Origin of the sequence: Halopseudomonas maritima, from assembly GCF_021545785.1 — a bacterium.
In the GTDB taxonomy this organism is placed as follows: Bacteria; Pseudomonadota; Gammaproteobacteria; order Pseudomonadales; family Pseudomonadaceae; genus Halopseudomonas; species Halopseudomonas maritima.
In genome coordinates, this window is record NZ_CP079801.1 from 1991311 (window position 1) to 2014987 (window position 23677).

25 protein-coding genes are annotated in these 23677 nt (G+C 63.4%); 12 read left to right on the plus strand and 13 right to left on the minus strand.

Annotated features, from left to right (window positions below; all coding sequences use genetic code 11):
* Nucleotides 1-258: 258 nt before the first annotated feature.
* Complete coding sequence (locus HV822_RS09125; RefSeq protein WP_238869655.1) at nucleotides 259-1191, plus strand: response regulator; 933 nt, start codon at nucleotides 259-261, stop codon at nucleotides 1189-1191.
* A gap of 5 nt (nucleotides 1192-1196) precedes the next feature.
* Here HV822_RS09125 and phoR read toward each other — a convergent pair whose 3' ends face one another.
* From phoR to HV822_RS09145, 4 genes are all read right to left on the minus strand, one after another.
* On the minus strand, nucleotides 1197-2489 hold the full coding sequence (gene phoR, locus HV822_RS09130; protein WP_238869657.1) for a phosphate regulon sensor histidine kinase PhoR: 1293 nt from the start codon (nucleotides 2487-2489) through the stop codon (nucleotides 1197-1199).
* A gap of 120 nt (nucleotides 2490-2609) precedes the next feature.
* Nucleotides 2610-3299 carry a phosphate regulon transcriptional regulator PhoB gene (phoB, locus tag HV822_RS09135; RefSeq protein WP_238869659.1) on the minus strand — a complete coding sequence of 230 codons (690 nt, stop codon included), beginning with the start codon at nucleotides 3297-3299 and terminating at the stop codon, nucleotides 2610-2612.
* A 108-nt stretch (nucleotides 3300-3407) separates the two neighbouring features.
* Complete coding sequence (ubiA, locus tag HV822_RS09140; protein ID WP_238869661.1) at nucleotides 3408-4298, minus strand: 4-hydroxybenzoate octaprenyltransferase; 891 nt, start codon at nucleotides 4296-4298, stop codon at nucleotides 3408-3410.
* A 28-nt stretch (nucleotides 4299-4326) separates the two neighbouring features.
* A complete protein-coding gene (locus HV822_RS09145) occupies nucleotides 4327-4848 on the minus strand; it encodes a chorismate--pyruvate lyase family protein (RefSeq protein ID WP_238869663.1) in 522 nt (173 codons plus the stop codon).
* Nucleotides 4849-5011: 163 nt separating this feature from the next.
* Here HV822_RS09145 and rubA point away from each other — a divergent pair, with 163 nt between their 5' ends.
* The 3 genes from rubA to HV822_RS09160 all read left to right on the plus strand — a co-directional run bounded on the left by rubA (nucleotide 5012) and on the right by HV822_RS09160 (nucleotide 6826).
* Complete coding sequence (gene rubA, locus HV822_RS09150; protein WP_083723909.1) at nucleotides 5012-5179, plus strand: rubredoxin RubA; 168 nt, start codon at nucleotides 5012-5014, stop codon at nucleotides 5177-5179.
* Nucleotides 5180-5211: 32 nt separating this feature from the next.
* The gene (locus HV822_RS09155; protein WP_238869665.1) at nucleotides 5212-6366 is read left to right on the plus strand and encodes an NAD(P)/FAD-dependent oxidoreductase; all 1155 of its coding nucleotides are present in this window, start codon (nucleotides 5212-5214) and stop codon (nucleotides 6364-6366) included.
* Nucleotides 6367-6553: 187 nt separating this feature from the next.
* Nucleotides 6554-6826, plus strand: coding sequence for an HU family DNA-binding protein (locus HV822_RS09160; protein WP_083723913.1), 273 nt, complete (start codon nucleotides 6554-6556; stop codon nucleotides 6824-6826).
* A gap of 109 nt (nucleotides 6827-6935) precedes the next feature.
* On the opposite strand, the gene HV822_RS09165 is transcribed toward HV822_RS09160, so the two are convergent.
* The 3 genes from HV822_RS09165 to HV822_RS09175 form a co-directional block, all read right to left on the minus strand.
* Entirely contained in the window at nucleotides 6936-8342 is a 1407-nt protein-coding gene (locus tag HV822_RS09165) for an aminoacyl-tRNA deacylase and HDOD domain-containing protein (RefSeq protein WP_238869667.1), read from the minus strand.
* 90 nt (nucleotides 8343-8432) lie between these two features.
* Nucleotides 8433-10508: an ATP-dependent DNA helicase RecG gene (gene recG / locus HV822_RS09170; protein ID WP_238869669.1), complete on the minus strand. Its 2076-nt coding sequence runs from the start codon at nucleotides 10506-10508 to the stop codon at nucleotides 8433-8435.
* Complete coding sequence (locus tag HV822_RS09175) at nucleotides 10505-11419, minus strand: hydrogen peroxide-inducible genes activator (RefSeq protein WP_238869671.1); 915 nt, start codon at nucleotides 11417-11419, stop codon at nucleotides 10505-10507. Before HV822_RS09175 ends, recG begins: the two co-directional genes overlap by 4 nt.
* A 215-nt stretch (nucleotides 11420-11634) precedes the next feature.
* Here HV822_RS09175 and HV822_RS09180 point away from each other — a divergent pair, with 215 nt between their 5' ends.
* Nucleotides 11635-12474 (plus strand): SDR family oxidoreductase, encoded by an 840-nt coding sequence (locus HV822_RS09180; protein WP_238869672.1) that lies wholly within the window; start codon nucleotides 11635-11637, stop codon nucleotides 12472-12474.
* An 89-nt stretch (nucleotides 12475-12563) separates the two neighbouring features.
* Nucleotides 12564-12761 (plus strand): hypothetical protein, encoded by a 198-nt coding sequence (locus HV822_RS18210; protein ID WP_396264822.1) that lies wholly within the window; start codon nucleotides 12564-12566, stop codon nucleotides 12759-12761.
* Nucleotides 12762-12834: 73 nt separating this feature from the next.
* On the opposite strand, the gene HV822_RS09190 is transcribed toward HV822_RS18210, so the two are convergent.
* The 4 genes from HV822_RS09190 to gmk all read right to left on the minus strand — a co-directional run bounded on the left by HV822_RS09190 (nucleotide 12835) and on the right by gmk (nucleotide 16427).
* Nucleotides 12835-13215 (minus strand): RidA family protein, encoded by a 381-nt coding sequence (locus HV822_RS09190; RefSeq protein ID WP_083723923.1) that lies wholly within the window; start codon nucleotides 13213-13215, stop codon nucleotides 12835-12837.
* A gap of 17 nt (nucleotides 13216-13232) precedes the next feature.
* Complete coding sequence (gene spoT, locus HV822_RS09195; protein WP_238869674.1) at nucleotides 13233-15377, minus strand: bifunctional GTP diphosphokinase/guanosine-3',5'-bis pyrophosphate 3'-pyrophosphohydrolase; 2145 nt, start codon at nucleotides 15375-15377, stop codon at nucleotides 13233-13235.
* 74 nt (nucleotides 15378-15451) lie between these two features.
* Nucleotides 15452-15715: a DNA-directed RNA polymerase subunit omega gene (gene rpoZ / locus HV822_RS09200; RefSeq protein ID WP_238869676.1), complete on the minus strand. Its 264-nt coding sequence runs from the start codon at nucleotides 15713-15715 to the stop codon at nucleotides 15452-15454.
* Nucleotides 15716-15803: 88 nt separating this feature from the next.
* Nucleotides 15804-16427 (minus strand): guanylate kinase, encoded by a 624-nt coding sequence (gene gmk, locus HV822_RS09205; protein WP_238869678.1) that lies wholly within the window; start codon nucleotides 16425-16427, stop codon nucleotides 15804-15806.
* A 106-nt stretch (nucleotides 16428-16533) separates the two neighbouring features.
* Between gmk and HV822_RS09210 the strand changes: the two genes are divergently transcribed.
* From HV822_RS09210 to HV822_RS09220, 3 genes are read left to right on the plus strand one after another with little or no spacing between them, the layout of a single operon-like run.
* Nucleotides 16534-17781 carry a DUF2254 domain-containing protein gene (locus HV822_RS09210; protein ID WP_238869680.1) on the plus strand — a complete coding sequence of 416 codons (1248 nt, stop codon included), beginning with the start codon at nucleotides 16534-16536 and terminating at the stop codon, nucleotides 17779-17781.
* Between the two features lie 59 nt (nucleotides 17782-17840).
* On the plus strand, nucleotides 17841-18152 hold the full coding sequence (locus HV822_RS09215; RefSeq protein WP_238869682.1) for an EthD family reductase: 312 nt from the start codon (nucleotides 17841-17843) through the stop codon (nucleotides 18150-18152).
* Between the two features lie 46 nt (nucleotides 18153-18198).
* Nucleotides 18199-18954 carry a GntR family transcriptional regulator gene (locus HV822_RS09220; protein WP_238869683.1) on the plus strand — a complete coding sequence of 252 codons (756 nt, stop codon included), beginning with the start codon at nucleotides 18199-18201 and terminating at the stop codon, nucleotides 18952-18954.
* 30 nt (nucleotides 18955-18984) lie between these two features.
* Here HV822_RS09220 and HV822_RS09225 read toward each other — a convergent pair whose 3' ends face one another.
* Both HV822_RS09225 and HV822_RS09230 read right to left on the minus strand, forming a co-directional pair.
* Nucleotides 18985-20343, minus strand: a complete 1359-nt coding sequence (locus HV822_RS09225; protein ID WP_238869685.1) for an NCS1 family transporter — start codon at nucleotides 20341-20343, stop codon at nucleotides 18985-18987.
* 111 nt (nucleotides 20344-20454) lie between these two features.
* Nucleotides 20455-21198, minus strand: coding sequence for an aspartate/glutamate racemase family protein (locus HV822_RS09230; protein WP_238869687.1), 744 nt, complete (start codon nucleotides 21196-21198; stop codon nucleotides 20455-20457).
* 138 nt (nucleotides 21199-21336) lie between these two features.
* On the opposite strand from HV822_RS09230, the gene puuE reads away from it, so the two are divergent.
* The 3 genes from puuE to HV822_RS09245 are packed head-to-tail and all read left to right on the plus strand — an operon-like array spanning nucleotide 21337 to nucleotide 23628.
* On the plus strand, nucleotides 21337-22272 hold the full coding sequence (gene puuE / locus HV822_RS09235; RefSeq protein WP_238869688.1) for an allantoinase PuuE: 936 nt from the start codon (nucleotides 21337-21339) through the stop codon (nucleotides 22270-22272).
* A 2-nt stretch (nucleotides 22273-22274) separates the two neighbouring features.
* Nucleotides 22275-23120: a bifunctional allantoicase/(S)-ureidoglycine aminohydrolase gene (locus tag HV822_RS09240; RefSeq protein ID WP_238869689.1), complete on the plus strand. Its 846-nt coding sequence runs from the start codon at nucleotides 22275-22277 to the stop codon at nucleotides 23118-23120.
* Nucleotides 23121-23130: 10 nt separating this feature from the next.
* A complete protein-coding gene (locus HV822_RS09245; protein ID WP_238869690.1) occupies nucleotides 23131-23628 on the plus strand; it encodes an ureidoglycolate lyase in 498 nt (165 codons plus the stop codon).
* Nucleotides 23629-23677 lie beyond the last annotated feature (49 nt).

The window sequence follows — 23677 nt, forward strand, 5'->3', positions numbered from 1 at the left end:
GCAAGGGTTGGAGTATGTCTGGAGGCCGGCGCTCGGCCGCGCTCCACTGGATGAAATTCGCCAAAACCCACACCTCCGTGTCGGGTATCGACGACTGCGACACCGCAATGGTGTCCGACGATTCAGGATGAAAGTAACTGCTTGGGTTTTACGTTAGCTCAGGTCATTACACTGTCAATGGTGGCCATTTGCATGTCGGTTGTCGCCAAGCGGGCTCTCTGGGGTAAAGTACGCCTAATAAGTGAGGATAACGCCCTAATGTCGAATGTATCGGTCCTGATTGTGGATGACGCCCCGTTCATCCGTGATCTGGTCAAAAAGGCCCTGCGCAGCCACTTTCCCGGTTTGCAGATCGAGGAAGCCGTTAACGGGCGCAAGGCGCAGCAGATGCTGTCACGCACGGGGTTTGATTTGATCCTGTGTGATTGGGAAATGCCCGAAATGAGTGGCCTGGAGTTGCTGCAGTGGTTTCGCGCCCAGCCGGACCAGGGCTCGACTCCCTTTGTCATGGTGACCAGCCGGGGTGACAAGGAGAACGTGGTCGAGGCGATTCAGGCCGGTGTCAGCGATTACATCGGTAAGCCGTTCAGCAACGAGCAACTGGTCGCCAAGGTCAAAAAGGCACTGCATCGGGCCGGCAAGCTGGCGCAGCTGCAGGCGCCGCGCCCGCGTGCCAGCGCGGGTTCGGCGATAGGCTCGGTGGCCAGCTTGACCGGCGGCCGCCAAGTCAGCTCGCCTGCTGCTCCTGCTCCTGCTCCTGCTCCTGCTACTGCTCCTGCGCCAGCCGGCACCCCGCGTGCGACGCCGCCGACGCCGCCGACGCCGCCACCGGCTGACCAGGTCAGCGGTCAGCGTGTTCGGGGCCAGGCCCAGCTGCGTCTGGCTGGCGAACAGTTCGCCTGTGCGATCAAGCACTTGAGTCTGCGCGATGCGCTGGTGGTGGTGCGCCGCGGCGAGCGTTTGCCGCAGGTATTTGAAAGCGGTGTGCTGGATCTGGAGCAGGACGCCGACCGATCGGTAGCGCGCATCAACGGCTACGTGCACGCCGTGGCGGCGCTGGAGGCCAAGGTCGACTGCGACTGGGTCAAGGTGACGCTGAAGTTCGTCGATCAGGACCCGGAAAAGCTGGATTATCTGTCCCGCCTGATTGCGTCGGGCACGGCCCAGGCACACTATTCACCAAGCGCCTGAGTCGCTCAGACGCTGCGCTCGGGCGGGAAGTGGCAGCTGAAGTTGCTGCCCTTGCCAACGTCACTCTTGATCTCCAGTTTGCCCTGATGGCGTAACAGCACATGCTTGACGATGGCCAGGCCCAGACCGGTGCCGCCGGTGGTGCTGTTGCGGCTGGTATCCACCCGGTAGAAGCGCTCGGTCAGGCGCATCAGGTGCTGCGGGGCAATCCCTTCGCCATTGTCGATTACGCTCAGGTGCTGGCCCTGGGCGTCGCTGTGCCAGCGCAGGGTTATTTCGCCACCATCGGGGGTGTACTTCACCGCGTTGAAGGCAAGATTGGAGAAGGCGCTGCGCAGTTCTCCTTCAATCCCGTGCAGGCGGGTGTTGCCGTCAATGTGCAGACTGATGTGGTGGCCTCGTTCGCCGGACAGGGCTTCGGCGTCCTTGCGGATATGCTCCAGTAGCGGGCGCACATCGACCAGTTCGTCTTCGCTCGGGTTGTCTGAGGTTTCCAGGCGCGCCAGCAGCAACAGGTCGTTGAGCAGGGCCTGCATACGGCTGGCCTGCTGCTGCATCTGCTGCAGCGGTCGTTTCCAGCGCGGATTGAGGTCGTCGTCCAGGTCGAGCATGGTCTCCAGGTAGCCCACCACGACGGTCAGGGGGGTGCGCAGCTCATGGGAGACGTTGGCGACAAAGTCCTTACGCATCTGTTCCAGGTTGTGCAGTCGCGTGACGTCGCGCACCACCATCAGACGGTCACCCGGCCCGTAACGGGTAATGGCGTATTGCAACTGCAGATTGATGTCGCTGGGGGAGTGGATCTCCAGGGGTTCACGGAAGTCGCCGCGCTCGAAGTACTCGATAAAACGCGGGTCGCGGATCAGGTTGGCGACGTGCTGGCCGCTGTCGTCCGGGCTGCGCAGGCCGATCAGCCGTTCGGCAGCGTGGTTCCACCATTCCAGGTGGCCATCGCGGTCAACCATGACCACCGCCTCGCGCAGGGCGGCGGTGGAGGCCTGGATGCGGTCGATCACCGCCTGCAGGCGGGCGCGCATGCGGCCATCGCGGCGCTGCATGTGGTAGATGCTGTCGAAAATCTCGCCCCAGATGCCGCGCGCCTCGGGTGGCGGATCGTTGGGGTGGCTGCTCAACCAGTGGTAAAAGCGCGACATCTGGCGCAGGGTCCAGGCCAGATAGCAGCCTAAGCCCACCACCAACACCCAGGCGGGCTGCCCGACTATCCAGCCGACCAGCAGGCAGACCAGCACCAGTAGCAGCAATTGACTGAGCACGCGGCTGAAACTATGTCTGGTCACTGAATACGCTCATCTAGGGTCTGTTGATATGTCGTTTTGATTGGCGACGTTACAGGCAGCAGCAGGCGGGTGAGCGAAACGCCAACAGGCCAGACCCTAGCCACTTCCCTGAGCGGTGCCTCAGGCCTTGGTCGAAAACCGATAGCCGGTTCCGCGGACGGTTTGTACCAGATGCTCGTACTTGCTGCCCAGTGCCTTGCGCAGGCGACGGATGTGAACGTCTACGGTGCGTTCCTCGACGTAGACATTGCCACCCCATACCTGATCAAGCAACTGGCCGCGAGTGTAGGCGCGTTCCTGATGGGTCATGAAAAACTGCAGCAGGCGGTACTCGGTGGGGCCCATTTCGGCGGCCGATTCGTCGATCGTGACGCGGTGGCTGACCGGGTCGAGCATCAGCCCGGCAACCTCGATCGGTGCTTCGCTGTCGACCGGGCCGGCGCGGCGCAGCACCGCCTTCAGGCGGGCGACCAATTCGCGCGGCGAGAAGGGCTTGGTGATGTAGTCGTCGGCGCCGACTTCCAGGCCCTGGATCTTGTTGTCTTCCTCGCCCTTGGCGGTGAGCATGATGATCGGAATGTCGGCGGTCAGCTCGTCGCGCTTCAGGCGGCGGGCCAGCTCGATACCGGTAGTACCCGGCAACATCCAGTCGAGGAGAATCAGATCGGGTTTACGGTCGACGATGCAGGCGTGTGCCTGCTGGGTATTTTCGGCTTCAAGGCAGGTGTAGCCGGCCATTTCCAGCGCCACGGCGATCATCTCGCGAATGGGCGCCTCATCATCGACGATCAGAATGCTTTTACCTGACATGGTTTTCCGTCTCGTTGCAGATATGAGTCATGCGCCGATTAGATAACACTTTTGTTTCAGTTGTATTACGTGGCAAGGGCGGCTCTGTTGCAGCACGGCGTAGTGGCATCAACGCAATGCATAGTCCAGGGCCAGGCCGATAAACACCAACATGCCGGCCCAGTGATTGGAGAGAAATGCCTGCAGGCAGGCGAGATGCTCACGCTCGCGCATCAGCCAGTGCTGCCAGGCAAAGCCCAGGGTCATGCCGAGCAGGCCCAGGTAGTAATACAGGCCCAGGCCAAAGCGCGCGCCGACCAGCAGCAGGCAGACCAGGGTCAGCCCCTGCAGCAGGCCGATGATCAGCCGGTCGGCGTCGCCAAACAGGATGGCGGTGGACTTGATGCCGATGCGCAGGTCGTCCTCGCGGTCGCACATGGCGTACTCGGTGTCGTAGGCCACGGTCCACAGCAGGTTGGCGATGAATAGCAGCCACAGGGGTATCGGCAGCGTGCCGGCCTGGGCGGCAAAGGCCATCGGAATCGCCCAGGAGAAGGCGGCGCCGAGCACCACCTGGGGATAAAAGGTGAAGCGTTTGCAGAAGGGGTACAGCGCCGCAAGGCCCACGCCGACAAAGGCCAGCTGAATGGTCAGGGCATTGGTCAGCAGCACCAGCAGCCCACTCAGGCCAACCAGCACGGCGAAGGTGACCAGCGCCTGCTTGGCGCTAATGCGCCCGGTTGCCAGCGGACGCTCGCGGGTGCGCTCGACGTGGCCGTCAAAGTCGCGGTCGGCGTAGTCGTTGATGACGCAGCCGGCGGCGCGCATGAGGATTACGCCGAGTACAAAGATGATCAGGGTGTCGAGGTTCGGCACCCCCTCGGCTGCCAGCCACAACGCCCACAGGGTTGGCCAGAGCAGCAGATAGGTGCCGATCGGGCGGTCCAGGCGCATCAGCTCGATGTAGTCCCGGGCCCGTGGGTGCAGGTTTACCAGAGGTTTGATCAGCAGACCGAGCAAGGCAGTTCTCCAGTCAGTAGCGGGGGGCTCAGGTGCCGGCGACCGGCCAGCCCTGCAAGAATACTTCACACACCAGCAGCTGCAATGCACCGTCAGAGAAGTGTGAGCGACGGGCCCACAAGCCCTGTGCACGCCAGGCCTCGGGTAACCAGGTCGCCGGGTAGCGGCTGATCTCGATGGGGCCGCGGCGGATCTGCGGATTACGAAACAGCAGGTGGCCCAGGCTGGTGGTGCCGAGGTTGTCGAGGGCGACTTGTGCATTGCCCAGCGCGCTGGGTGGTGCCACCGAGCGGGCAAAAACGCGGGGTGCACCAGCGGTGTGCAACAGCACCTCTCTGGCCCACACACTGGCGCCGGTCTCCAGGCCCAGCGTCTGCGCCTCGTCGACCCGTGCGGGCTGCGGGGTCTGGCTTAGCAGCTCGACGCGAAAGTCCCGGTTGCCGGCCTCGGTCAGCCGTTGGGTCAGTGAGCCTTCGTGGCAGAGCCAGTCCAGCAGCGGCTCGGGTGGCGGCGCGGGGTGTTGGTTGGCGGGGTACCAGTCAGGCAGCATTCGGTGATCGCAGGGTCCGGAGTGGGGTGTAGGCTGGCGCCAAGGGTATCACGATTGCGCTCTGCGTCGGGCGCTGCTGCGTCGAGTGGGGAGCGCTGGCCTTGGACTTGCAGGGCGAGTACGGTAGCGTGCCAACAACAGCTCAATACCGTGAGAAGCAAGTATGAAGAAGTGGCAGTGTATCGTGTGTGGTTATATCTATGACGAAGCAGAAGGCTGGCCGGATGACGGCATTGCGCCCGGCACCCGCTGGGAAGATGTGCCAGCGGATTGGATGTGCCCCGATTGCGGGGTAGGCAAGGAAGACTTTGAAATGATCGAGATCGGCTGAGCAGCGCTCGCCGTCCTGCAGGAGACCCTTACGTGACAGAGAATGCACCGCTGGTGATTGTCGGCACCGGTCTGGCCGGTTACAACCTGGCCAAGGAGTTTCGCAAGCTCGACAGCGCTCGTCCGCTGTTGCTGGTCAGCGCCGACGATGGCCGCTTCTACTCCAAGCCGCTGTTGTCCACCGGCTTTGCCAAAGGCAAGGAGGCCGATGAGCTGGCCATGCAGGACGCTGCTGCAATGGCGGCCCAGCTTGATGCCGAGGTGCTAGCCGAAGTGACTGTGAGCGCGATCGATCCTGCCGCACGCACCCTGACCCTGGACGGCCGCGAGCAGCCCTACAGCGATCTGGTGCTGGCCCTCGGCGCTGAGGTGCGCAGCTTGCCGTGGCGTGAGCAGCTCGGGGAGCGCCTGCTGTCGATCAATGATCTGGCCGATTACGGCCGCTTTCGTGCGGCTCTGGTCGGCCGCAAGAAGGTGCTGATCATCGGCGCTGGTCTGATCGGTTGTGAGTTCGCCAATGATCTGAGCCTGGGTGGCTTTGAGGTAACCGTAGTGGCCACCGACCCCTGGTTGATGCCGCAGCTGCTGCCCGAGCCGGTGGCGGCGGCGGTACAGCGCCGGCTGGAAGCGCTGGGTGTGACCTTTCATCTGGGCTGCGGCATTCGCGAGCTGGCGGCCAGCGATGGTGGCCTGCAGGCGCTGCTGGATGACGGCACTGAAGTGCGGGCTGACCAGGGCCTGTCGGCCATCGGTCTGACGCCGCGCACGGACCTGGCAGCCGCCGCCGGCCTGTCGGTTGGCCGAGGCGTGCTGGTAGACGCCCAGCTGCGCACTAGCGATCCGCACATCTATGCGCTGGGCGATTGCGCTGAAGTGGCGGGGCTGAACCTGATGTACGTAATGCCGCTGATGACCTCGGCCCGGGCGCTGGCCAAGACCCTCAGCGGCGCACCGGCAACGGTCGGCTACCCGGCAATGCCGATCATGGTCAAGACCCCGGCCTGTCCGCTGGTGGTGGCGCCGCCCTTGAAGGCGGCGGCCGGTGACTGGCAGATCAGTGGCGATGGTGAGGATGTGCGCGCGGTCTTTGTCGACCCGCAGGGCCAACTGCAGGGCTTTGCCCTGAGCGGGGCGGCGGTGTCGGAAAAGGCGCTGCTGACCCGTGAGTTGCCGGCCTGGCTGTCCTGACGGGCCATTTGTCGGGAAATTGCGTGATGCGCCGCCGCTGGGACGCTCGGACGGCTGGCGCAATCGCCTCAGTCGTGCCATGCTGACCGGGCTTCGGCAGAGCCGGCAGCACTCAAGCAGGTGCTCTGGCAAGCCCGCTGCGAGGATGCGGCGGTCACAACAAAAACAACAGACAATGAGGCTTCATATGCGTAAACCAGATCTCGCGGCGGCGATCGCCGACAAGGCCGACCTGAGCAAGGATCAGGCGAACCGGGTACTTAACGCCGTGCTGGATGAAATCACCAAGGCTCTGAGTGAAAAAGACTCCGTCACGCTGGTTGGTTTCGGCACCTTCCTGCAGCGCCACCGTGGCGCCCGTACCGGCAAAAATCCTCAGACTGGCGCACCGGTCAAAATCAAGGCCAGCAATACCGTTTCCTTCAAACCCGGCAAAAGCCTGCGCGACGCCGTCAACTGATTCTGCTGCGTCACAGGGGCTCTGCCGAGCCCCTGTTTCCTCCCGCCGTCTTGCCTGGCCGTTCGATGGCCGCCAGCAGGCGAGGGCGCGACACGTCAATCGCCCCCACTTATTTCTGCGGCTGGTAGTGATTGACCAGCGCGCGCAGTGCATCCCGTGCATCCAGTACCTTGTCGACCACTGCGTCGGCCTGTTCGCGACTCAGGCCCAGCCGTTTTAGCAGCGCGTCAGGGACCGGCAGGCGCGGGCCGCAGCCGATGTTGTGCTGGTTGAGCAGCGCCAGGGCCAGATAGATCAGGTTGGCGTAGACGTGGTCCGGCCCCTGGTACAGCGGGTTGTGTTGCTGGCGCAGGGCGGTGCAGACCTCGTCGGGCATATCCCAGTAGTGCATCAGCCAGCTGCCGATCTGGTCGCGGCTAACACCGATCAGGTGCTGCTCAATCATGTGCGGCGGCACATGCGGGTTGGCTTCGATATGCCGGCAGATCAGCTTGAAATAGGGCGGGAAGATATAGGCCAGCACCAGATAGCCGAAGTTGTGCAACAGGCCGCCGAGGTAGTTCAGGCCCAGTTCCGGCCGCAGGTCACGCGGCATTGCCTTGGCCAGACCCTCAATCACGGCGGCGCTGTAGATCGCCTGCTCCCAGTAGGGTGTGCTGCGCTCGGGGGCATCGCTGGGCAGGCGGAAGGTTTTGCCCAGTGCCAGGCCGACGGCCAGGTTGATCACCAGGTCAAAGCCCAACACCCGGCCGATGGCATCTTCCACCGAGCGAATCTTGCCGGGTGCTGCGTAGTAGGGTGACGCCGCCCAGCTGACCACCTGAGCAGCCAGGCTGGGGTCGGTCTCAACCACATCGGCGAGGTCGGCGATGTCCGCGTCCGGGTTGACCCGCAGCTTCATGATCTTTTGCGCTGACTCGGGCAGCGGCGGAATCTCGATGGTTTCTTCCAGCCGCTGCTTCATGCGCAGCGCAGTGAAGTTCTGTACCGCGTCGCTAAAGTCGCGGTTGTCTTGTTCGGCACCGCTGGAAGTGGTCGGCAGGCCGGCCAGGGGGACGGCAAAGTGCGCCAGGCTGGCCTTGGCCAACAGGGTGCGGGCGTCGGCCTGGCTGATTACCAAACTCCAGCCGATCAGGCCGCTGTCCAGGATGATCTCAGGCTGTTCCAGCAGGCTTTGCTCGCAGACGCACGGGGAGTTGAACAGAATCGGCAGGCCGGGCAGTTGATTCAGCTGGTGCTTGCTGAGGATGCGTTGCAGCTGCTGGTCGCGCACGGGTTCCAGCTGTCGACCCAGCAGGGTGCCGAGGGTCTTGAGATCGAGCAGATGGTCCTTGGGGATCATCGCCAGCACGGTGCCCACGGCGTCGCACAGCAGGCTGGCCTGGACTTGCTGGCTGGCCGCCCAAGCGTCGCTGGTGGGGCGTAGCTGGTAGGCGATGCCCTGTTGCTGGAGCAGTTTTTCGATCAGGTCGGGCAGGGTTGCGGCATGGTGTTCGGGGGCCATTTGGCTATTCATGAGCTCTTCCTTGCGCTGCTGACAGTCGGGCTGCTGCAGCGTTGCAGTCTTGCGTGTGAACTGGGCCTGACAGCCTGAGCATAGCGGTTGTCATACCTGGGCAAAATGCTGGCCCTGGGCTATCCAGCGGTCGAGTAGTGGTTGTACGTGATCGGGATACCGTTGCGCCAGCGTCTGCGCTGCTTGCTGCACCTCGGGCAGCAGGTCGGCATCGAGCACCAGATCGGCGACGCGAAACTGCACCACGCCGGTCTGGCGGGTGCCCAGCACCTCCCCGGGACCACGCAGGGCGAGGTCCTTTTCGGCGATCACAAAGCCGTCGGTGCTCTCGCGCATGATGCCCAGGCGCTCGCGTCCAAGGGCGGACAGTGGTGCCTGATACAGCAGCACGCAATGGCTGGCGGTGCTGCCACGGCCGACTCGGCCGCGCAGCTGGTGCAGCTGGGCCAAGCCCAGGCGCTCGGGGTTCTCGATGATCATCAGGCTGGCGTTGGGAACATCGACACCGACCTCGATGACGGTGGTGGCGACCAGCAGGTGCAGGTCGCCGGCCTTGAAGGAGGCCATGATCTCGGCTTTCTCTGCCGGCTTCATGCGGCCGTGGATCAGCCCGATGGATAGCCCCGGCAGCGCCTCGCAGAGCGACTCCCAGGTGGCCTCGGCGGCCTGCGCCTGCAGCTGTTCGGACTCCTCGATCAAGGTGCAAACCCAATAGGCCTGGCGCCCTTCGGCACAGCCGGCGCGTACCCGCTCGATCACCTCGGCGCGGCGGCTGTCGGCGATCAAGACGGTGTTGACCGGGGTACGCCCCGGCGGCAGCTCATCCAGCACCGAGGTATCCAGGTCAGCATAGGCACTCATCGCCAGGGTACGGGGAATCGGCGTGGCGGTCATGATCAGCTGGTGCGGTGACACGCCGCCGGCGGCGCCCTTGTCGCGCAGCGCCAGGCGCTGCTGCACGCCAAAGCGGTGTTGTTCGTCGATGATGGCCAGCCCCAGGTTGCGAAACTGCACGTCATCCTGGAACAGCGCGTGGGTGCCGACAATCATGGCGGCCTCGCCAGAGGCGATCAGTTGCAGTTGGTTGGCGCGCGCCTTGCCCTTGAGCTTGCCGGCCACCCAGGCCACCGACAGGCCCAGGGCGCTGAACCAGCGCTGGAAGTTGGTGAAGTGCTGCTCGGCCAGAATTTCAGTTGGTGCCATCAACGCCACCTGCCAGCCGGCTTCAATGGCCTGCAGCGCAGCCAGCGCCGCGACCACCGTCTTGCCAGCCCCTACGTCGCCCTGCACCAAGCGCAGCATCGGCCGCGGCTGGGCCAGGTCCAGCAGGATCTCGTCAGCCACGCGACGCTGGGCGCCGGTCAGGGCAAACCCCAGTTGCTTGATGAAACCGTCGGCCAGTTCTCCGGCGGCACGCATGGTCGGCGCCTTGTGCGCGCGCATCTGGGCGCGCAGACGCAGCATCGCCAGCTGGTGTGCCATCAGCTCTTCAAAGGCCAGTCGGTGCTGGGCCCAGTGGCGGCCGTCCTGCAGGGCCTCCAGATCGATATCCGGTGGCGGGCGGTGCAGTAACTGCACCGCCTCGCGCAGCGGCGGCAGTTGGTACTGCTCTGCCAGTTGACCCGGTAGCCACTCGGTCAGATGGTTACCCTGGTCGAGCCATTGCAAGGCCGCATCGGTCAGGCTGCGCAGCCGCTGTTGCGACAACCCTTCGGTTGCCGGGTAGATGGGGGTCAGGGTGTCGCTGACCGGCAGGGCCTGGGCGTTGTCCAGGTTGTGCAGCTCCGGGTGGTAGATCTCCAGCCCGGAGGCGCCGGGGCGGACTTCGCCGTAGCAGCGCCAGTGGCTGCCGCGGCTCAGGCTGGCTTTCAGGCCCGCAGAGAAGTAGTAGAAACGCAGGCTGAGGGTGCCGCTGCCGTCCTGCAGGCGGCACAGCAGGCTGCGTCGTCGCCCCATCACCACCTCGGCGGCCAGCACCGTGCCCTCAACCACTGCGTCCAGGCCCGGGCGCAGGGCGCCGATCGGGGTGACCCGGGTGCGATCCTGATAGCGCAGGGGCAGGTGAAACAGCAGGTCCTGCACCGAGCTGAGGCCCAGCCGGTCAAGCTTCTCTGCCAGTGCCGGACCGATGCCCTTGAGCACCGTCAGCGAGGTGTGCTCTGTCACTTGGGCGGCTGACCTACCGAGCACAGGCGAATTGAGTCGCTCAGCAGCTCGATGGCCTTGGGCCGCGGGAAGCTGGCACGCCAGGCAATGGCCACGGTGCGATACGGCGCGGGCGCTTTGAACGGCTTGGTGATCAGCAGATCCGAGCTGTAATAGCGATCGTCGGCGGCAGACATGGGCAGTACGGTCATGCCAATGCCGGATGCAACCATGTGGCGTATGGTTTCCAGTGAGCTGGATTCCACGGTGGTGTGCTTGTGCTGCTCGTCGCTCTTGCGCAGGGTTGGGCAAGCCTCAAGCACCTGGTCGCGGAAGCAGTGGCCTTCACCCAGCAGCAGCAGTTTGCTGTCGTCCAGCTCGTCGAGGGTCACGCTGTCGCGCTGCGCCCAGGCGTGGCTGGCAGGCAGCAGCAGGCTGAAGGGCTCGTCGTACAGTGGCTTGGTCAGTACGTCCGGCTCCTGGAAGGGCAGCGCGATGATGATGGCATCCAGCTCGCCGTTGCGCAGCTTGTCACGCAGTACGTGCGTGAAGTTCTCTTCGATGTACAGCGGCATCTCCGGTGCCACCTTGTGCAGCTGTGGCACCAGGTGCGGAAACAGGTACGGCCCGATGGTGTAAATGGCACCGACCTTGAGTGGTGCCGCCAGCTGGTTCTTGCCGGCTGTGGCCAGCTCACGGATGGCACTGGCTTCTTCCAGCACCTTTTGCGCCTGGGCCACGATGCGCTCACCAATCGGCGTGACGCGCACGGCGCTCTTGCTGCGCTCGAAGATCATCACGCCCAGCTCTTCCTCCAGCTTTTTGACCCCCACGCTGAGGGTTGGCTGAGAGACGTGGCAGCGCTCGGCCGCGTGGCCAAAATGCTGCTCCTGGGCAAGGGTGACGATGTAGCGAAGTTCGGTCAGGGTCATCGGCGGAAAGTCTGCGTAGGCGGGTAAACAGGCTGCCACGTGTGGGCGAATGAAACGTCAACAGACCCTAGCATAGCCGGTTGTTTAATAGAGTAAAACAATCGTACAGCACGCCGTGCGGGGCGAATGTTGATGGCGCTCTCATCGCGCTGCGCCAGCGGGCTGCCAGCCTGTTACAGTGGGCGCCAAGAGTAACCAGAGGAGGCGCAAGCGCCATGCCGAGTGTGATGATTGCCGGGTGCGGCGATGTGGGGAGCGAGTTGGCGCGGCGTCTGCTGGCCGAAGGGTGGCAGGTGTACGGATTGCGTCGCGATACCACCGGCTTGCCGGCTGGCGTGCTGCCGGTGGCGGGCGACCTGTGTGTGCCCGAGCGGCCGGCCGATTGGCCGGCGCAGCTGGACTACCTGGTCTACTGCCCGGCTGCGGGCAAGCGCGACGCTGACCTGTATCAGCGTTTGTATGTTCAGGGCCTGGAACATGCGCTGAGCTGGCTGGGCGAGCGTAAGCGTCCGTTACGTCATCTGCTGCAGGTGTCCAGCTCCGGCGTGTATGCCCAGCAGGCGGGGGAATGGGTGACCGAGAACAGCCCTGCGCTAGCCGGCAGCGATACGGGGCGCGCCCTGCTGGCGGCGGAAGATGTAGCCCTGCGCAGTGGTCATCCGGCCTCGGTGGTGCGGCTGGCGGGCATCTACGGGCCGGGCCGCAACCGTTTGATTGAGCAGGCCAGGGCGGGCATGAACGTGCCGGCTGAGCCGCCGCAGTACACTAACCGCATCCACCGTGACGATGCCGCCGGGCTCATGGTGCACCTGCTGCTGCAGGCTGAGCAGCGCGAACTGCTGGCGCCCTGCTATCTGGGCGTGGATGACGAGCCGGCGCCGTTGCACGAGGTGGTCGGCTGGTTGCAAGGGCAGCTTGGCGTCAGCGCCCAAGCTGATGGCCCCGGCAGCACCCGGGTGGGCAGCAAACGCTGCAGCAACGCGCTGGCACGTGACTCCGGCTGGACGCCGCAGTATCCGAGCTACCGTGAAGGTTATGCCGCGTTGCTGGAATAGCGGGTAAAAAGTTAAGGGGAATTATCTGCCCGGCGTGTGGGTCGCAAACTGAGTAGCACAAACCTGCAACGGCACACGAGCAGGCGCAGATGAGAAAATCAGCATCCGCTCGTTGGCAAGGTTCGCTGAAGGAAGGCAAGGACACCATTTCTGCCGAGAGTGGCGCCCTCAAGGCTTCGCTCGACTGGCCAAGCCAGTCACAAGCTCATAGAAAAACCCGCGCGGTGTTTAATCGCGCGGGTTTTTCTATGAGCGGCTGGCGGCCCGGAAACCGTAAAAACAGTTGACGGTGTCGCCGCCGAACAGACACTGATCAAGCTTGCAGCTTGCAGCTTGCAGCTTGCAGCTTGCAGCTGGGCTTCAGCCCACCACCATAATCCCGTCCATTTCGACCGGCACGCCCTTGGGCAGGGCGGCGACGCCGATGGCGGCGCGGGCGGGGTAGGGCTTTTCGAAGTAGCGTTCCATGATCTCGTTGACGGTGGCGAAGTTGCCCAGGTCGGTCAGGAAGATGTTCAGCTTGACGATGTCCTGCAGCTTGCCGCCGGCCGCTTCGGCCACCGCGCTGAGGTTGTCGAAGACGCGGCAGACTTGAGCTTCAAAGCCCTCAACCACCTCCATGGTGGCCGGGTCCAGCGGAATCTGGCCTGACAGGTAGACGGTGTTGCCCACCTTGATGGCCTGGGAGTACGGGCCGATGGCCGATGGGGCCTGTTCGCTGGTGATAACTTGCTTGTTCATGGATGCTCCGACGGCAATCAGTTCTTGAGACGGGTGATACGCATCACGCCCTTGAGGTTGCGGATGCGTTTGATCAATTGTGAGAGGTGCAGGCGGTCGCGCACGCGCACGACCAGTTGTACCACGCTGACGCGGCCGTCACGCTCATCGACGCTGATCTTGTCGATGCTGGCGTCGGCCACGGTAATGCCGGTGGCGAGCTGAGCGATGATGCCGCGCTGGTGTTCCAGTTCGACGCGCAGCTCGACGGTAAACTCGCCGCTCACATCCTTGTCCCAGGTCAGATGCAGGGTCTTCTCGGTGTTGTGGCGGCTGTCGGCCAGATTGCGGCAGTTTTCCTGGTGGATGACCATGCCCTTGCCGGACGACAGGTAGCCGACAATCGGGTCACCCGGAATCGGGTTACAGCAGCGGGCAAAGCTGACCACCAGCCCTTCGGTGCCGCGGATGGCCAGCGGCTTCTCGCCGCTTTCCTCGGCGCTGGCTGGCTGGTCGATCTTCTGCGGTTCGTCATCGGCGGCGCCGTCGCTGGCCAGCAAGCGGCGGGCCACCACATAGGCCATGCGGTTGCCCAGGCCGATATCGGCCAGCAGGTCTTCCATCAGCTCCATGCCACAGTCGTTCAGAACAGACTGCACGCGCGCCTCGGGGATGGCGCCCAGCTGGGTGTCGAAGCTGGCCAGCACCTTGTCCAGCAGACGCTCACCCAGAGCGATGGACTCGGAGTGGCGCTGGTGCTTGAGGAAGTGGCGGATATTGCTGCGCGCCTTGCCGGTGATGACAAAGCTGAGCCAGGCCGGGTTGGGGCGCGCGCCCGGCGCGGTGATGATCTCGACCGTTTCGCCGCTTTCCAGCGGCTCAGACAGCGGCGCCAGGCGTCGATTGACGCGGCAGGCGATGCAGCTGTTGCCGATGTCGGTGTGTACGGCGTAGGCGAAGTCGACCGGTGTGGAGCCCTTGGGTAGCTCCATGATGCGGCCTTTTGGGGTGAAAATGTAGACTTCGTCTGGGAACAGGTCGATCTTGACGTTTTCGATAAACTCCAGCGAGTTGCCGGCGTTCTGTTGCAGCTCCAGTACGCTCTTCAACCACTGGCGGGTGCGCGCGTGGTTGCCGTTGATGACCTCTTCCTTGGACTTGTAGACCCAGTGCGCGGCAATGCCGTTGTTGGCCAGCTCTTCCATTTCCTCGGTGCGGATCTGAATTTCGATCGGCACCCCGTGCATGCCAAACAGCGTGGTGTGCAGGGACTGGTAGCCGTTGGCCTTGGGAATGGCGATGTAGTCCTTGAAGCGGCCCGGGAAGGGTTTGTACAGGCTGTGCACGGCGCCCAGCACGCGATAGCAGGTATCGGGCTTGTCGACGATGATGCGGAAGGCGTAGACGTCCATGATCTCGTTGAACGACTTCTTCTTGCCGCGCATCTTCTGGTAGATGCCGTACAGGTGCTTCTCGCGGCCCATCACTTTGCCCTGCAGCCCTTCGCGCTCCAGGCAGGCCTGCAGCGATTCGAGAATGCGGTTGAGCAGCTCCTTGCGGTTGCCGCGGGCATTGCGCACGGCGCGATCGATCAGGTTCGAGCGCATCGGGTGCATGGCTTTAAAGCCGAGGTCTTCGAACTCGGTGCTAAGGCTGTGCATGCCCAGACGGTTGGCGATGGGCGCGTAGATCTCCAGGGTTTCCTTGGCGATGCGGCGGCGCTTTTCCGGCGCCAGCGCGCCCAGGGTGCGCATGTTGTGCAGACGGTCGGCCAGCTTGACCAGGATCACGCGGATGTCGCGGGCCATGGCCAGCGCCATCTTCTGGAAGTTCTCGGCCTGCGCCTCGGCCTTGGTTTCGAAGGTCATCTGGGTCAGCTTGCTGACCCCGTCTACCAACTCGGCAACGGTGTCGCCAAATTGCTCGACCAGCGCATCCTTGGGGATGCCGGTGTCTTCGATCACGTCGTGCAGCATGGCGGCCATCAGGCTCTGATGGTCCATGTGCATGTCGGCAAGGATGTGGGCTACGGCGAGCGGGTGGGTGACGTAGGGTTCACCGCTGCGACGGGTCTGGCCGTCGTGGGCCTGTTCGGCGTAGAAATAGGCGCGCCGGACCAGGTTGACCTGCTCCGGCTCAAGGTAGTTACCCAGATTGTCGGCAAAAACCTCTATCGCAGACATGTAGCTCTCCCGCACCCGCCAGCGCGGGTGATGACCTCAGGGATAGCCGGCCTGCGCAACAGCAAACCTGTCTCTTACTCGGCCAGCTCGTCGGTCGCTTCCAGCGAGTACAGCGGCTCCTGCTGATCCTGCAGGGCTTCTTCGGCCATGATGGCGTTGGTGACCAGGCCGTCGGCCACTTCACGCAGTGCCACCACGGTGGGCTTGTCGTTTTCCCAGGCTACCTTGGCTTCTTTGCCACCGGTGGCCAGCTGACGGGCGCGCTTGGAGGCCAGCATGACCAGCTCAAAACGGTTTTCTACATTTTCCAGGCAGTCTTCAACGGTAACGCGAGCCATGGGGTACTCCGGAAAGGATAAACAATTGAACGCAAGGCGCCCCGAAACGGACAGGGGCGCAGGACCTGACAGTCTACCGGCTGGCGCCTCAGTCTGACAAGAGTGCCTGCAGCAGCTCGGTGTGACGGGCTTGCTGGGTGACCGTCTGCAGCCGGTCGCTGCGCACGATGGCGCGCAGGTCTTCCAGGGCGTGCTCAAAGGTGTCGTTGATGACCAGGCTGTCAAATTCGACGTAGTGGCTCATTTCGGCCTCGGCCTCGGCCATGCGCTGGTCGATCACCTCGTCCTGATCCTGACCGCGCTGGGTCAGACGCTGGCGCAGGGCCTCGCGCGAGGGCGGCAGGATGAAGATCGAATGTGCCTGCGGCAGCTTGTGGCGCACCTGCTGCGCGCCTTGCCAGTCGATTTCCAGAATCAGGTCACGGCCTTCGGCCAGTGCTTTTTCGACCGCGCTCTGGGAGGTGCCGTAGAGGTTGCCGAACACCTCGGCGTGTTCCAGAAAATCACCGGTCTCGACCAGCTTGAGGAAGGTCTCGCGGTCGGTGAAGTGGTAGTTGACGCCATCCTCCTCGCCGGGCCGCATCGGCCGGGTGGTGTGCGATACCGACACCTGCAGGTTGGGGGTCAGCTCGATCAGCGCCTTGACCAGGCTGGTTTTGCCCGCGCCGGAGGGGGCGGAGACGATATACAGGGTGCCGGTGGCATGGCTCATCGAGGTGGTTCCTGCGCCTTGGGGGAAAGCGCGCCATTATAGGACGTATGCCGTTCCGCGTCATGGGTGCGGTAAGCTGTGGTCATGACTGGCATGGGGACGGAAGATGATTTCGAAATGGCAATGGCTGCTGGCGCAACTGACGCGCACCTTATGGATCAGGGCAACCCTTTACGTCGTGCTGGCGCTGGCCGCCGTACTGCTGGCGGTGCCCCTGGAGTACTGGTTGCCGCCGCTGCCGGTGGATGTGGGCGCCGATGCGGTGGATCGTATTCTGGATATCCTGGCCTCCAGCATGCTGGCGGTCACCACCTTCTCGTTGAGTGTGATGGTGGCGGCCTATAGCGCCGCAACGGCCAATGTGACACCGCGTGCCACCCGCCTGCTGATGCAGGACACCACCACGCAGAACGTGCTGGGCACCTTTATCGGCTCCTTTCTGTTCAGCTTGGTGGGGCTGATAGCGCTGAGTACCGGTGTCTACGGCGAAAGCGGACGGGTCATGCTGTTTGCCGTGACCTTGCTGGTGATCGCCCTGATTGTGGTAACCATTCTGCGCTGGATCGAGCACCTGTCGCGCTTTGGCCGGGTAGGCGATACCACCGAGCGGGTTGAGCAGGTCACCGCACGCGCGCTGTCTGAGCGGATTGCCAACCCCTGTCTGGGTGCGCATTGTTGGGATGGGGAGGTGCCGCTCGGCTGCCATCCACTGTATCCGACCGACAGTTTCTACCTGCAGCATCTGGATGTGCTGACCCTGTCCGAGCTGGCCGAGGAGCACCAGCTGGCGCTCTACGTGCCGGTGCAGCCCGGCGCCTTTGTGCACCCCGCCCAGCCACTGCTCTGGGTGCAAGGGCTGCTGAACGATGACCTGCGGTGTGCGCTGTGCGATTGCTTTACCCTGGACAGCTTTCGCTCCTTCGACCAGGATCCGCGCTTTGGTTGCGCAGTATTGTCGGAGATAGCCTCGCGGGCGCTGTCGCCGGCGGTCAACGACCCCGGTACGGCCATCGACATTCTCGGACGCAGTGTGCGTCTGCTGGCGCCCTGGGCGCAGGGGCCGTTGCCGCAGCAGGCCGAGGTGTCCTGTCGGGGCGTGTGGCTGACGCCGCTCGCGCTTGATGATCTGTTTGATGACCTGTTCGGCCCGATTGTTCGCGATGGCGCAGCGCGTATCGATGTGCAGCTGCGCCTGGTCAAGTCGCTGCAGGCGCTGGCCGCGCAGCACGACTGTTTTGTAGCGCCGGCCCGGCGCCTGGCGGCAGAGGCGTTGGCGCTGGGTGAGCAGTCGCTGTTGCTGGAGGTGGACCGCCAGCGTCTGCGCAGCCGGGTAGAGGGGTTCGTCCGGCACTGACGCGTGCTATGGTGCAGGGCCGGCCAAACGGCCTATAACAACAATCGGAGTAACGCCCCATGATTCGAGTAACCGTTAGCTATCCCGCCCAGGAAAACGCCCGTTTTGACCACAGCTACTATCAGAAGCAGCATGCCGAGCTGATCCATCAGCAGCTGGACGGTCATGGCCTGCTCAAGCTGGAGGTTGACCAGTGTCTGGCCGACGGCGCTGGCCAGAGCCCGGCTTTTGTTGCCTCCGCGCACCTGTTCTTTAGCGACCTGGCACAGTTTCAGGCGGCGTTTGCTGCTGGCGGCAAAGCGCTCAATCAGGATATGACCAATTACACCGATATCGTGCCGGTAATCACCATCAGCCAGGTGGTTGCCTAGGCTACAATAGCGCGCCTTACCTTCCACTGAGCCGAGGACCCTCCTGATGACTGCCCGCCGGGTTGCGTCGGTGCTGCGTGCCGCCGACAAGAAAACTGCTAACGCCAGCGCTGTCTCTGGCGCCGGGGCGCAGCGCCACGAGCGGATCTACCAGGCCATCAGCGCGGCCATCATTGAACACCGCCTGCAGCCGGGTGCCCGGCTGCGTGAGGATGCGCTGGCCGAGGTCTTTGGCGTCAGTCGTACGGGCATTCGCAAGGTGCTGCAGCGGCTGGCGATGGATCAGCTGATTACCTTGACGCCCGGCAAGGGTGCCAGTGTCACCCGGCCGTCTGCCGAGGAGGCGCGCGAAGTCTTTGAGGCACGGCGGCTGGTGGAATGCGGCCTGATGCAGCCGCTGGTGCAGGCACTGGATGCCGAGGGGCTGCGCCAACTGCAGGCGCTGGCCGCGCGCGAGCAGCAGGCGCTGGAAGCCGGTGAGCAAAGTACCGCGATCCAGTGCTCTGCGCAGTTTCACAGTGCGTTGGCGGCGCTGGCGGGCAACCAGACCCTGGCCACCTTCGTGGTACAGCTGTGCTCGCGCTCGTCGCTGATTCTGGCGGTTTACGGCAACTCAGGCAATTTGGGCTGTGATTGCACCGATCACCAGCAGCTGTTGACGCTGCTCGAGCAGGGAGATGGTCAGGCGGCGACGGCCTTTATGGCCAAGCACCTGAATGAGATCGAGGCGTCCCTGTCTATCGACGAAGCGCCGCAGGCGGTGCCCGATCTGCAGGATGTTTTTGCCGGGTATCGCCGCTGAGTGACATCCACTCAGCGGCGATAATCAGGCTTACTGTCTGAAGCGTGCGCAGGCGGGCCAGTACTGCATCAGCAGGTAGTAGCTCAGGCCGGCGGGGATCAGGCTGGCGTACCAGGAGATGCTGGAAACGCTCAGCGCCGCCGCCACACCGATGGCCGTTGCCACCAGAGCCGCGTAGTTGACGCCGCGATAGGGGCCGTTGGCATCGTACAGGTGCTGCAGGTTCAGGGTGCGCTTGCGGATCAGGTAGTAGTCCACCACCAAGATGGCAAAGATTGGCCCCAAGAACGCCGAGTAAGTCTGTACAAACACCTGCAGGCCTTGGGCCGAGTCCGCACTGACCAGCTTCCAGGGGAAGGTGGCAAAGGCCAGCAGGCCGACGATCACCGTGGCTGGGCGGAATTTCAGCTTGAATACATCCATCAGCACATAGGTCGGCGGCACCACGTTGTTCAGCACGTTGGTGGTGACCTGCGCAAAGGCGATAAACAGCAGGGTGCACATCAGCAGCGGCGTGTTGTCCACGGCGTTGGCAAAGACCTCGATGGGGTCGGCAACACCGGTGGCCTCGGACACCATATAGCCGATCAGCCCCATGAACAGGGTGCACGGCAGGATCGACATTGAGTAAATGGTGGTCAGCAGCCCGGGGCTGGTGCCCTGCTTGTGCTCGCGTGCGTAGTCGCTGACGTTGAGGATCATGGTGCTGTAGATGCCGAGGAACAGCATGGTTGCGCTCCAGAACGGCAGCCCCCAGGAGCCTTGCATGGTCAGCAGGCTCATCGACAGCTCGTCACCGTAGCGCTGCACTGTGCTGTAGAACATGTACACCAGCGAGGCCAAGATAAAGGCGCTGCCGACGTTCTCCAGCCACTTGATGCCCTGAAAGCCCATCACCGACAGACCAATCTGCAGAAACTGAAAGGCAATGAAGAAGAACACCAGGTTGTCGAAGCCGAACAGCGTGGCCGAGACCATGTTCAGCGCGCCGGCGCCAATCCAGCTTTGAAAGCCGTACCAGACAATCGCCGGCACCGCGCGTACCAGGCCCGGCAGGCGGGTGCCGGTAAAGCCGAAGGCGCTGCGCGCCTGCACTACGAAGGGAATGCCGTACTTGTAGCCGGCGGCGCCATTGAGGACCAGCGCAATGCCGATCACAAAGCAGCCGATGGCGATGGCCAGGGTGGCCTGAATCAGATTCAGGGTGCCAACCACGCTGGAGCCCATGGTGAAGGTGCCGATGGCGACACAGCCGCCAAACCAGGCCAGCAGGTAGGAAAAGCGGCCCATGATGCGGACCTGTTGAGGGGCCAGGGACTCGTCCCCGGCGGCCTTGCCGTTCTGTGCCGGCAGCTCGCTGGCCGTTGCGCTGCTGATATCAGTGCTCATACGGCCTCCAGTTGATGTGTGATGCGCATTATTGTCTCCCGCGATTCTGTGATCGGTCGGTGGTTGTCATCCACATCCGGGGCCGCCCACGCCAGCCCCGGCGTGGTGTGCTCAGTCGGGCGTCAGGTTCGAATACTCGGCAAAACGTCCGGTGAAAGGTTTGGGCAGCGGAAAGTCCAGATCGCCGTGCTTGCTGGTTTGCAGTCCCAGGCCAACCAGCGCTTCGGCCAGCTTGACCGCGGCAGTCACGCCCTCAACGATCGGCAGGCCGACGGCGGCGCTGATCTGCGGTGTGAGGTCAGCCATGCCGCCGCAACCCAGCACGATTGCGCCAATGCCATCTTCCTGTTTGGCCTTCAGGCACTCCTCGATGATGCGCTCCAGCGCCAGGTCCGGGTTGGCTTCCAGCTCCAGCACCGGGATGTCGGCAGCGCGCACACGGCGGCAGCGGCTGGCCATGCCGTAGCTGTCGAGCAGATGCTCGGCAATAATGGTAGTGCGCGGCAGGGTGGTGACTACCGAGAAGCGGGTGCTGATCAGGGTGGCGGCGTGGAAGGCCGCCTCGGCGATGCCGATGACCGGTGCGCGGGTAAGCTCGCGTGCCGCGTTCAGGCCGGGGTCGCCAAAGCAGGCGATGATGTAGGCATCGACGCCTTCGCGCTCGCCGGCGCGGATTTCATCCAGCACGCCGAGCACGCTGACCGCCTCGTCAAAGTGGCTTTCGATGGACACCGGCCCGCTGCTCGGCTGAGTGGCAGTGATGCGTGTGTCGGCTGCGGCCACGGCGCTGGCGGCGGAGCCGATGGTGTCGGTCATGGCCTGGGTGGTATTGGGGTTGATAACGCGTATATGCATGCTGGAAACCTGTTTGTACACAACGAAACTGATTAATTGTATACAATTGCCGGCGTCAACAAAATCGAATCAGTAGCGGTGATGCTGGCTGAAAGCCTGCTTTTTGCCGGTACCTGGCTATTTCAAAGGTGATTTCCCATGGTTCAGAGCACTGAGTATCCCCGCGATCTGGTGGGTTATGGTCGCACCCCGCCGCACGCCAACTGGCCTGGCAAGGCCCGGATCGCCGTTCAATTTGTGCTCAATTACGAAGAAGGCGGTGAAAACTGCGTGCTGCATGGCGACAGCCACTCCGAGCAGTTCCTGTCCGAGATAATCGGTGCGGCGGCTTTTGATGACCGCCACATGAGCATGGAGTCGATCTACGAGTACGGCTCACGCGCGGGCGTCTGGCGCATCCTCAACGAATTTGAACGCCGGGGCCTGCCGCTGACGGTGTTTGGCGTGGCCATGGCGCTGGAGCGCCACCCGGAGCTGGCCCAGGCCTTTGTCGAGCTGGGGCATGAGGTGGCCTGCCACGGCTGGCGCTGGATTCACTACCAGAACATCCCCGAAGCGGTAGAACGCGAGCACCTGCAGCGTGCCATGGACATCTTCCAGCGCCTCTACGGTGCCCAACCCGAAGGCTGGTACACCGGTCGCGACAGCCCCAATACCCGCCGTCTGCTGCTGGACCATGGTGGTTTTACCTACGACAGCGATTACTATGGCGACGATCTGCCGTTCTGGACCCGCGAGGCCGACAGCCAGGGGCAGTTGCATAATCACCTGATCGTGCCCTATACCCTGGATACCAACGACATGCGCTTTGCCGCCCCCCAGGGCTTCAATACCGGTGACCACTTCTTCCAGTACCTGAAAGATGCCTTCGACGTGCTCTATGCCGAAGGTGAAGAGGCGCCCAAGATGCTGTCGATCGGTCTGCACTGCCGCCTGATCGGCCGCCCGGGCCGCTTCCGTGCACTGCAGCGTTTTCTTGATTACATCGAATCCCATGACCGGGTGTGGGTGACACGTCGTGTCGATATCGCCCACCACTGGGCAGCCCACCACCCGGCTCAACCTCAGGAGTAAGCATGGCCAAGCAATCTGAACCCCGCAGCTACTATGCGCCCACCGGCGGACATCCGCCGCAGACCCAGCTGACCACCGACCGCGCGGTGTTTACCGAAGCGTACGCAGTGATCCCCAAGGGCGTGATGCGCGACATCGTTACCAGCCACCTGCCGTTCTGGACCGGTACCCGCCTGTGGGTACTGTCGCGTCCGCTCTCCGGCTTTGCCGAGACCTTCTCGCAGTACATCATGGAAGTGCAGTCGGGTGGCGGTAGCGACAAGCCGGAAACCGACCCGACCGCCGAGGGCGTGCTGTTCGTGGTGGAAGGTGAAATGACCCTGACCCTCAACGGTCAGCAGCACCAGATGAAAGAGGGCGGCTACGCCTTTATTCCGCCGAGCAGCGACTGGCAGTTGCATAACAACAGTGGCGCCGTGGTGCGCTTCCACTGGGTGCGCAAGGCCTACGAGAAAGTCGACGGCGTTGATGTGCCGGAAGCCTTCGTTACCAACGAAAACGACATCACCCCGCTGGAAATGCCCGGCACCGATGGCGCCTGGAGCACTACCCGTTTTGTCGACATGAGCGACATGCGCCACGACATGCACGTGAACATCGTCAACTTCCAGCCGGGCGGCGCGATTCCCTTCGCCGAAACCCACGTCATGGAGCACGGCCTCTATGTGCTGGAAGGCAAGGCGGTCTACCTGCTGAACAAGGACTGGGTCGAGGTTGAAGCCGGCGACTACATGTGGCTGCGCGCCTTCTGCCCGCAGGCTTGCTACGCCGGTGGCCCGGGCCCGTTCCGCTACCTGCTGTATAAAGACGTCAACCGTCACATGAAACTGCCGACCTTTGGCCGTTGAGGAGCAGGGGATGAGCGCTGACGTATTGCAACTGAAAGCCCAACCCCTGACACCGGAGGCCTTTGCGGCCTTCGGTGAGGTGATCGATTCGCGCAGCTCCGAGCACTTCATGATCAACTCGGGGCGCACGCGCCGGCATCACGATCTGGCCAAGATCGAGGTCGCTGGTGAGTCGCCGCGGGTGCTGATCAGCATCTTTGTCAGCCAGCCGGTCAGCGTGCCGCTGGAGCTGACCTTTCTGGAGCGCCATCCGCTCGGCAGTCAGGCCTTCGTGCCGATGCACGAGGAGCAGTTCCTGGTTGTGGTGGCGCCGCCGGGCGATGTGATTGATCCGGCTGAGGTACGCGCCTTCATCACCGACGGCCGGCAGGGCGTGAACTACCGTATCGGCACCTGGCACGCGATTCAGTCGGTGCTGGAGCGTGAAGGGGAGTTTCTGGTGGTCGATCGCGGTGGTGCCGGGCACAACTGCGATGAGTACCCGCTCAACCTGCGCATCGTTCTGTAGCGAGTCGCTGGTTAATCAGCGCCTCCCTATCTGTCTCGGGGAGCTGAGC

Bases quoted from the DNA above. Each gene is read 5' to 3' on its own strand.
- HV822_RS09125 (WP_238869655.1), top strand. From the start codon at position 259: ATGTCGAATGTATCGGTCCTGATTGTGGATGACGCCCCGTTCATCCGT.
- phoB (WP_238869659.1), bottom strand. From the start codon at position 3,299: ATGTCAGGTAAAAGCATTCTGATCGTCGATGATGAGGCGCCCATTCGC.
- HV822_RS09145 (WP_238869663.1), bottom strand. From the start codon at position 4,848: ATGCTGCCTGACTGGTACCCCGCCAACCAACACCCCGCGCCGCCACCC.
- rubA (WP_083723909.1), top strand. From the start codon at position 5,012: ATGAAGAAGTGGCAGTGTATCGTGTGTGGTTATATCTATGACGAAGCA.
- HV822_RS09160 (WP_083723913.1), top strand. From the start codon at position 6,554: ATGCGTAAACCAGATCTCGCGGCGGCGATCGCCGACAAGGCCGACCTG.
- HV822_RS09165 (WP_238869667.1), bottom strand. From the start codon at position 8,342: ATGAATAGCCAAATGGCCCCCGAACACCATGCCGCAACCCTGCCCGAC.
- HV822_RS09175 (WP_238869671.1), bottom strand. From the start codon at position 11,419: ATGACCCTGACCGAACTTCGCTACATCGTCACCCTTGCCCAGGAGCAG.
- HV822_RS09180 (WP_238869672.1), top strand. From the start codon at position 11,635: ATGCCGAGTGTGATGATTGCCGGGTGCGGCGATGTGGGGAGCGAGTTG.
- HV822_RS18210 (WP_396264822.1), top strand. From the start codon at position 12,564: ATGAGAAAATCAGCATCCGCTCGTTGGCAAGGTTCGCTGAAGGAAGGC.
- HV822_RS09190 (WP_083723923.1), bottom strand. From the start codon at position 13,215: ATGAACAAGCAAGTTATCACCAGCGAACAGGCCCCATCGGCCATCGGC.
- spoT (WP_238869674.1), bottom strand. From the start codon at position 15,377: ATGTCTGCGATAGAGGTTTTTGCCGACAATCTGGGTAACTACCTTGAG.
- rpoZ (WP_238869676.1), bottom strand. From the start codon at position 15,715: ATGGCTCGCGTTACCGTTGAAGACTGCCTGGAAAATGTAGAAAACCGT.
- gmk (WP_238869678.1), bottom strand. From the start codon at position 16,427: ATGAGCCATGCCACCGGCACCCTGTATATCGTCTCCGCCCCCTCCGGC.
- HV822_RS09210 (WP_238869680.1), top strand. From the start codon at position 16,534: ATGATTTCGAAATGGCAATGGCTGCTGGCGCAACTGACGCGCACCTTA.
- HV822_RS09215 (WP_238869682.1), top strand. From the start codon at position 17,841: ATGATTCGAGTAACCGTTAGCTATCCCGCCCAGGAAAACGCCCGTTTT.
- HV822_RS09220 (WP_238869683.1), top strand. From the start codon at position 18,199: ATGACTGCCCGCCGGGTTGCGTCGGTGCTGCGTGCCGCCGACAAGAAA.
- HV822_RS09225 (WP_238869685.1), bottom strand. From the start codon at position 20,343: ATGAGCACTGATATCAGCAGCGCAACGGCCAGCGAGCTGCCGGCACAG.
- HV822_RS09230 (WP_238869687.1), bottom strand. From the start codon at position 21,198: ATGCATATACGCGTTATCAACCCCAATACCACCCAGGCCATGACCGAC.
- puuE (WP_238869688.1), top strand. From the start codon at position 21,337: ATGGTTCAGAGCACTGAGTATCCCCGCGATCTGGTGGGTTATGGTCGC.
- HV822_RS09240 (WP_238869689.1), top strand. From the start codon at position 22,275: ATGGCCAAGCAATCTGAACCCCGCAGCTACTATGCGCCCACCGGCGGA.
- HV822_RS09245 (WP_238869690.1), top strand. From the start codon at position 23,131: ATGAGCGCTGACGTATTGCAACTGAAAGCCCAACCCCTGACACCGGAG.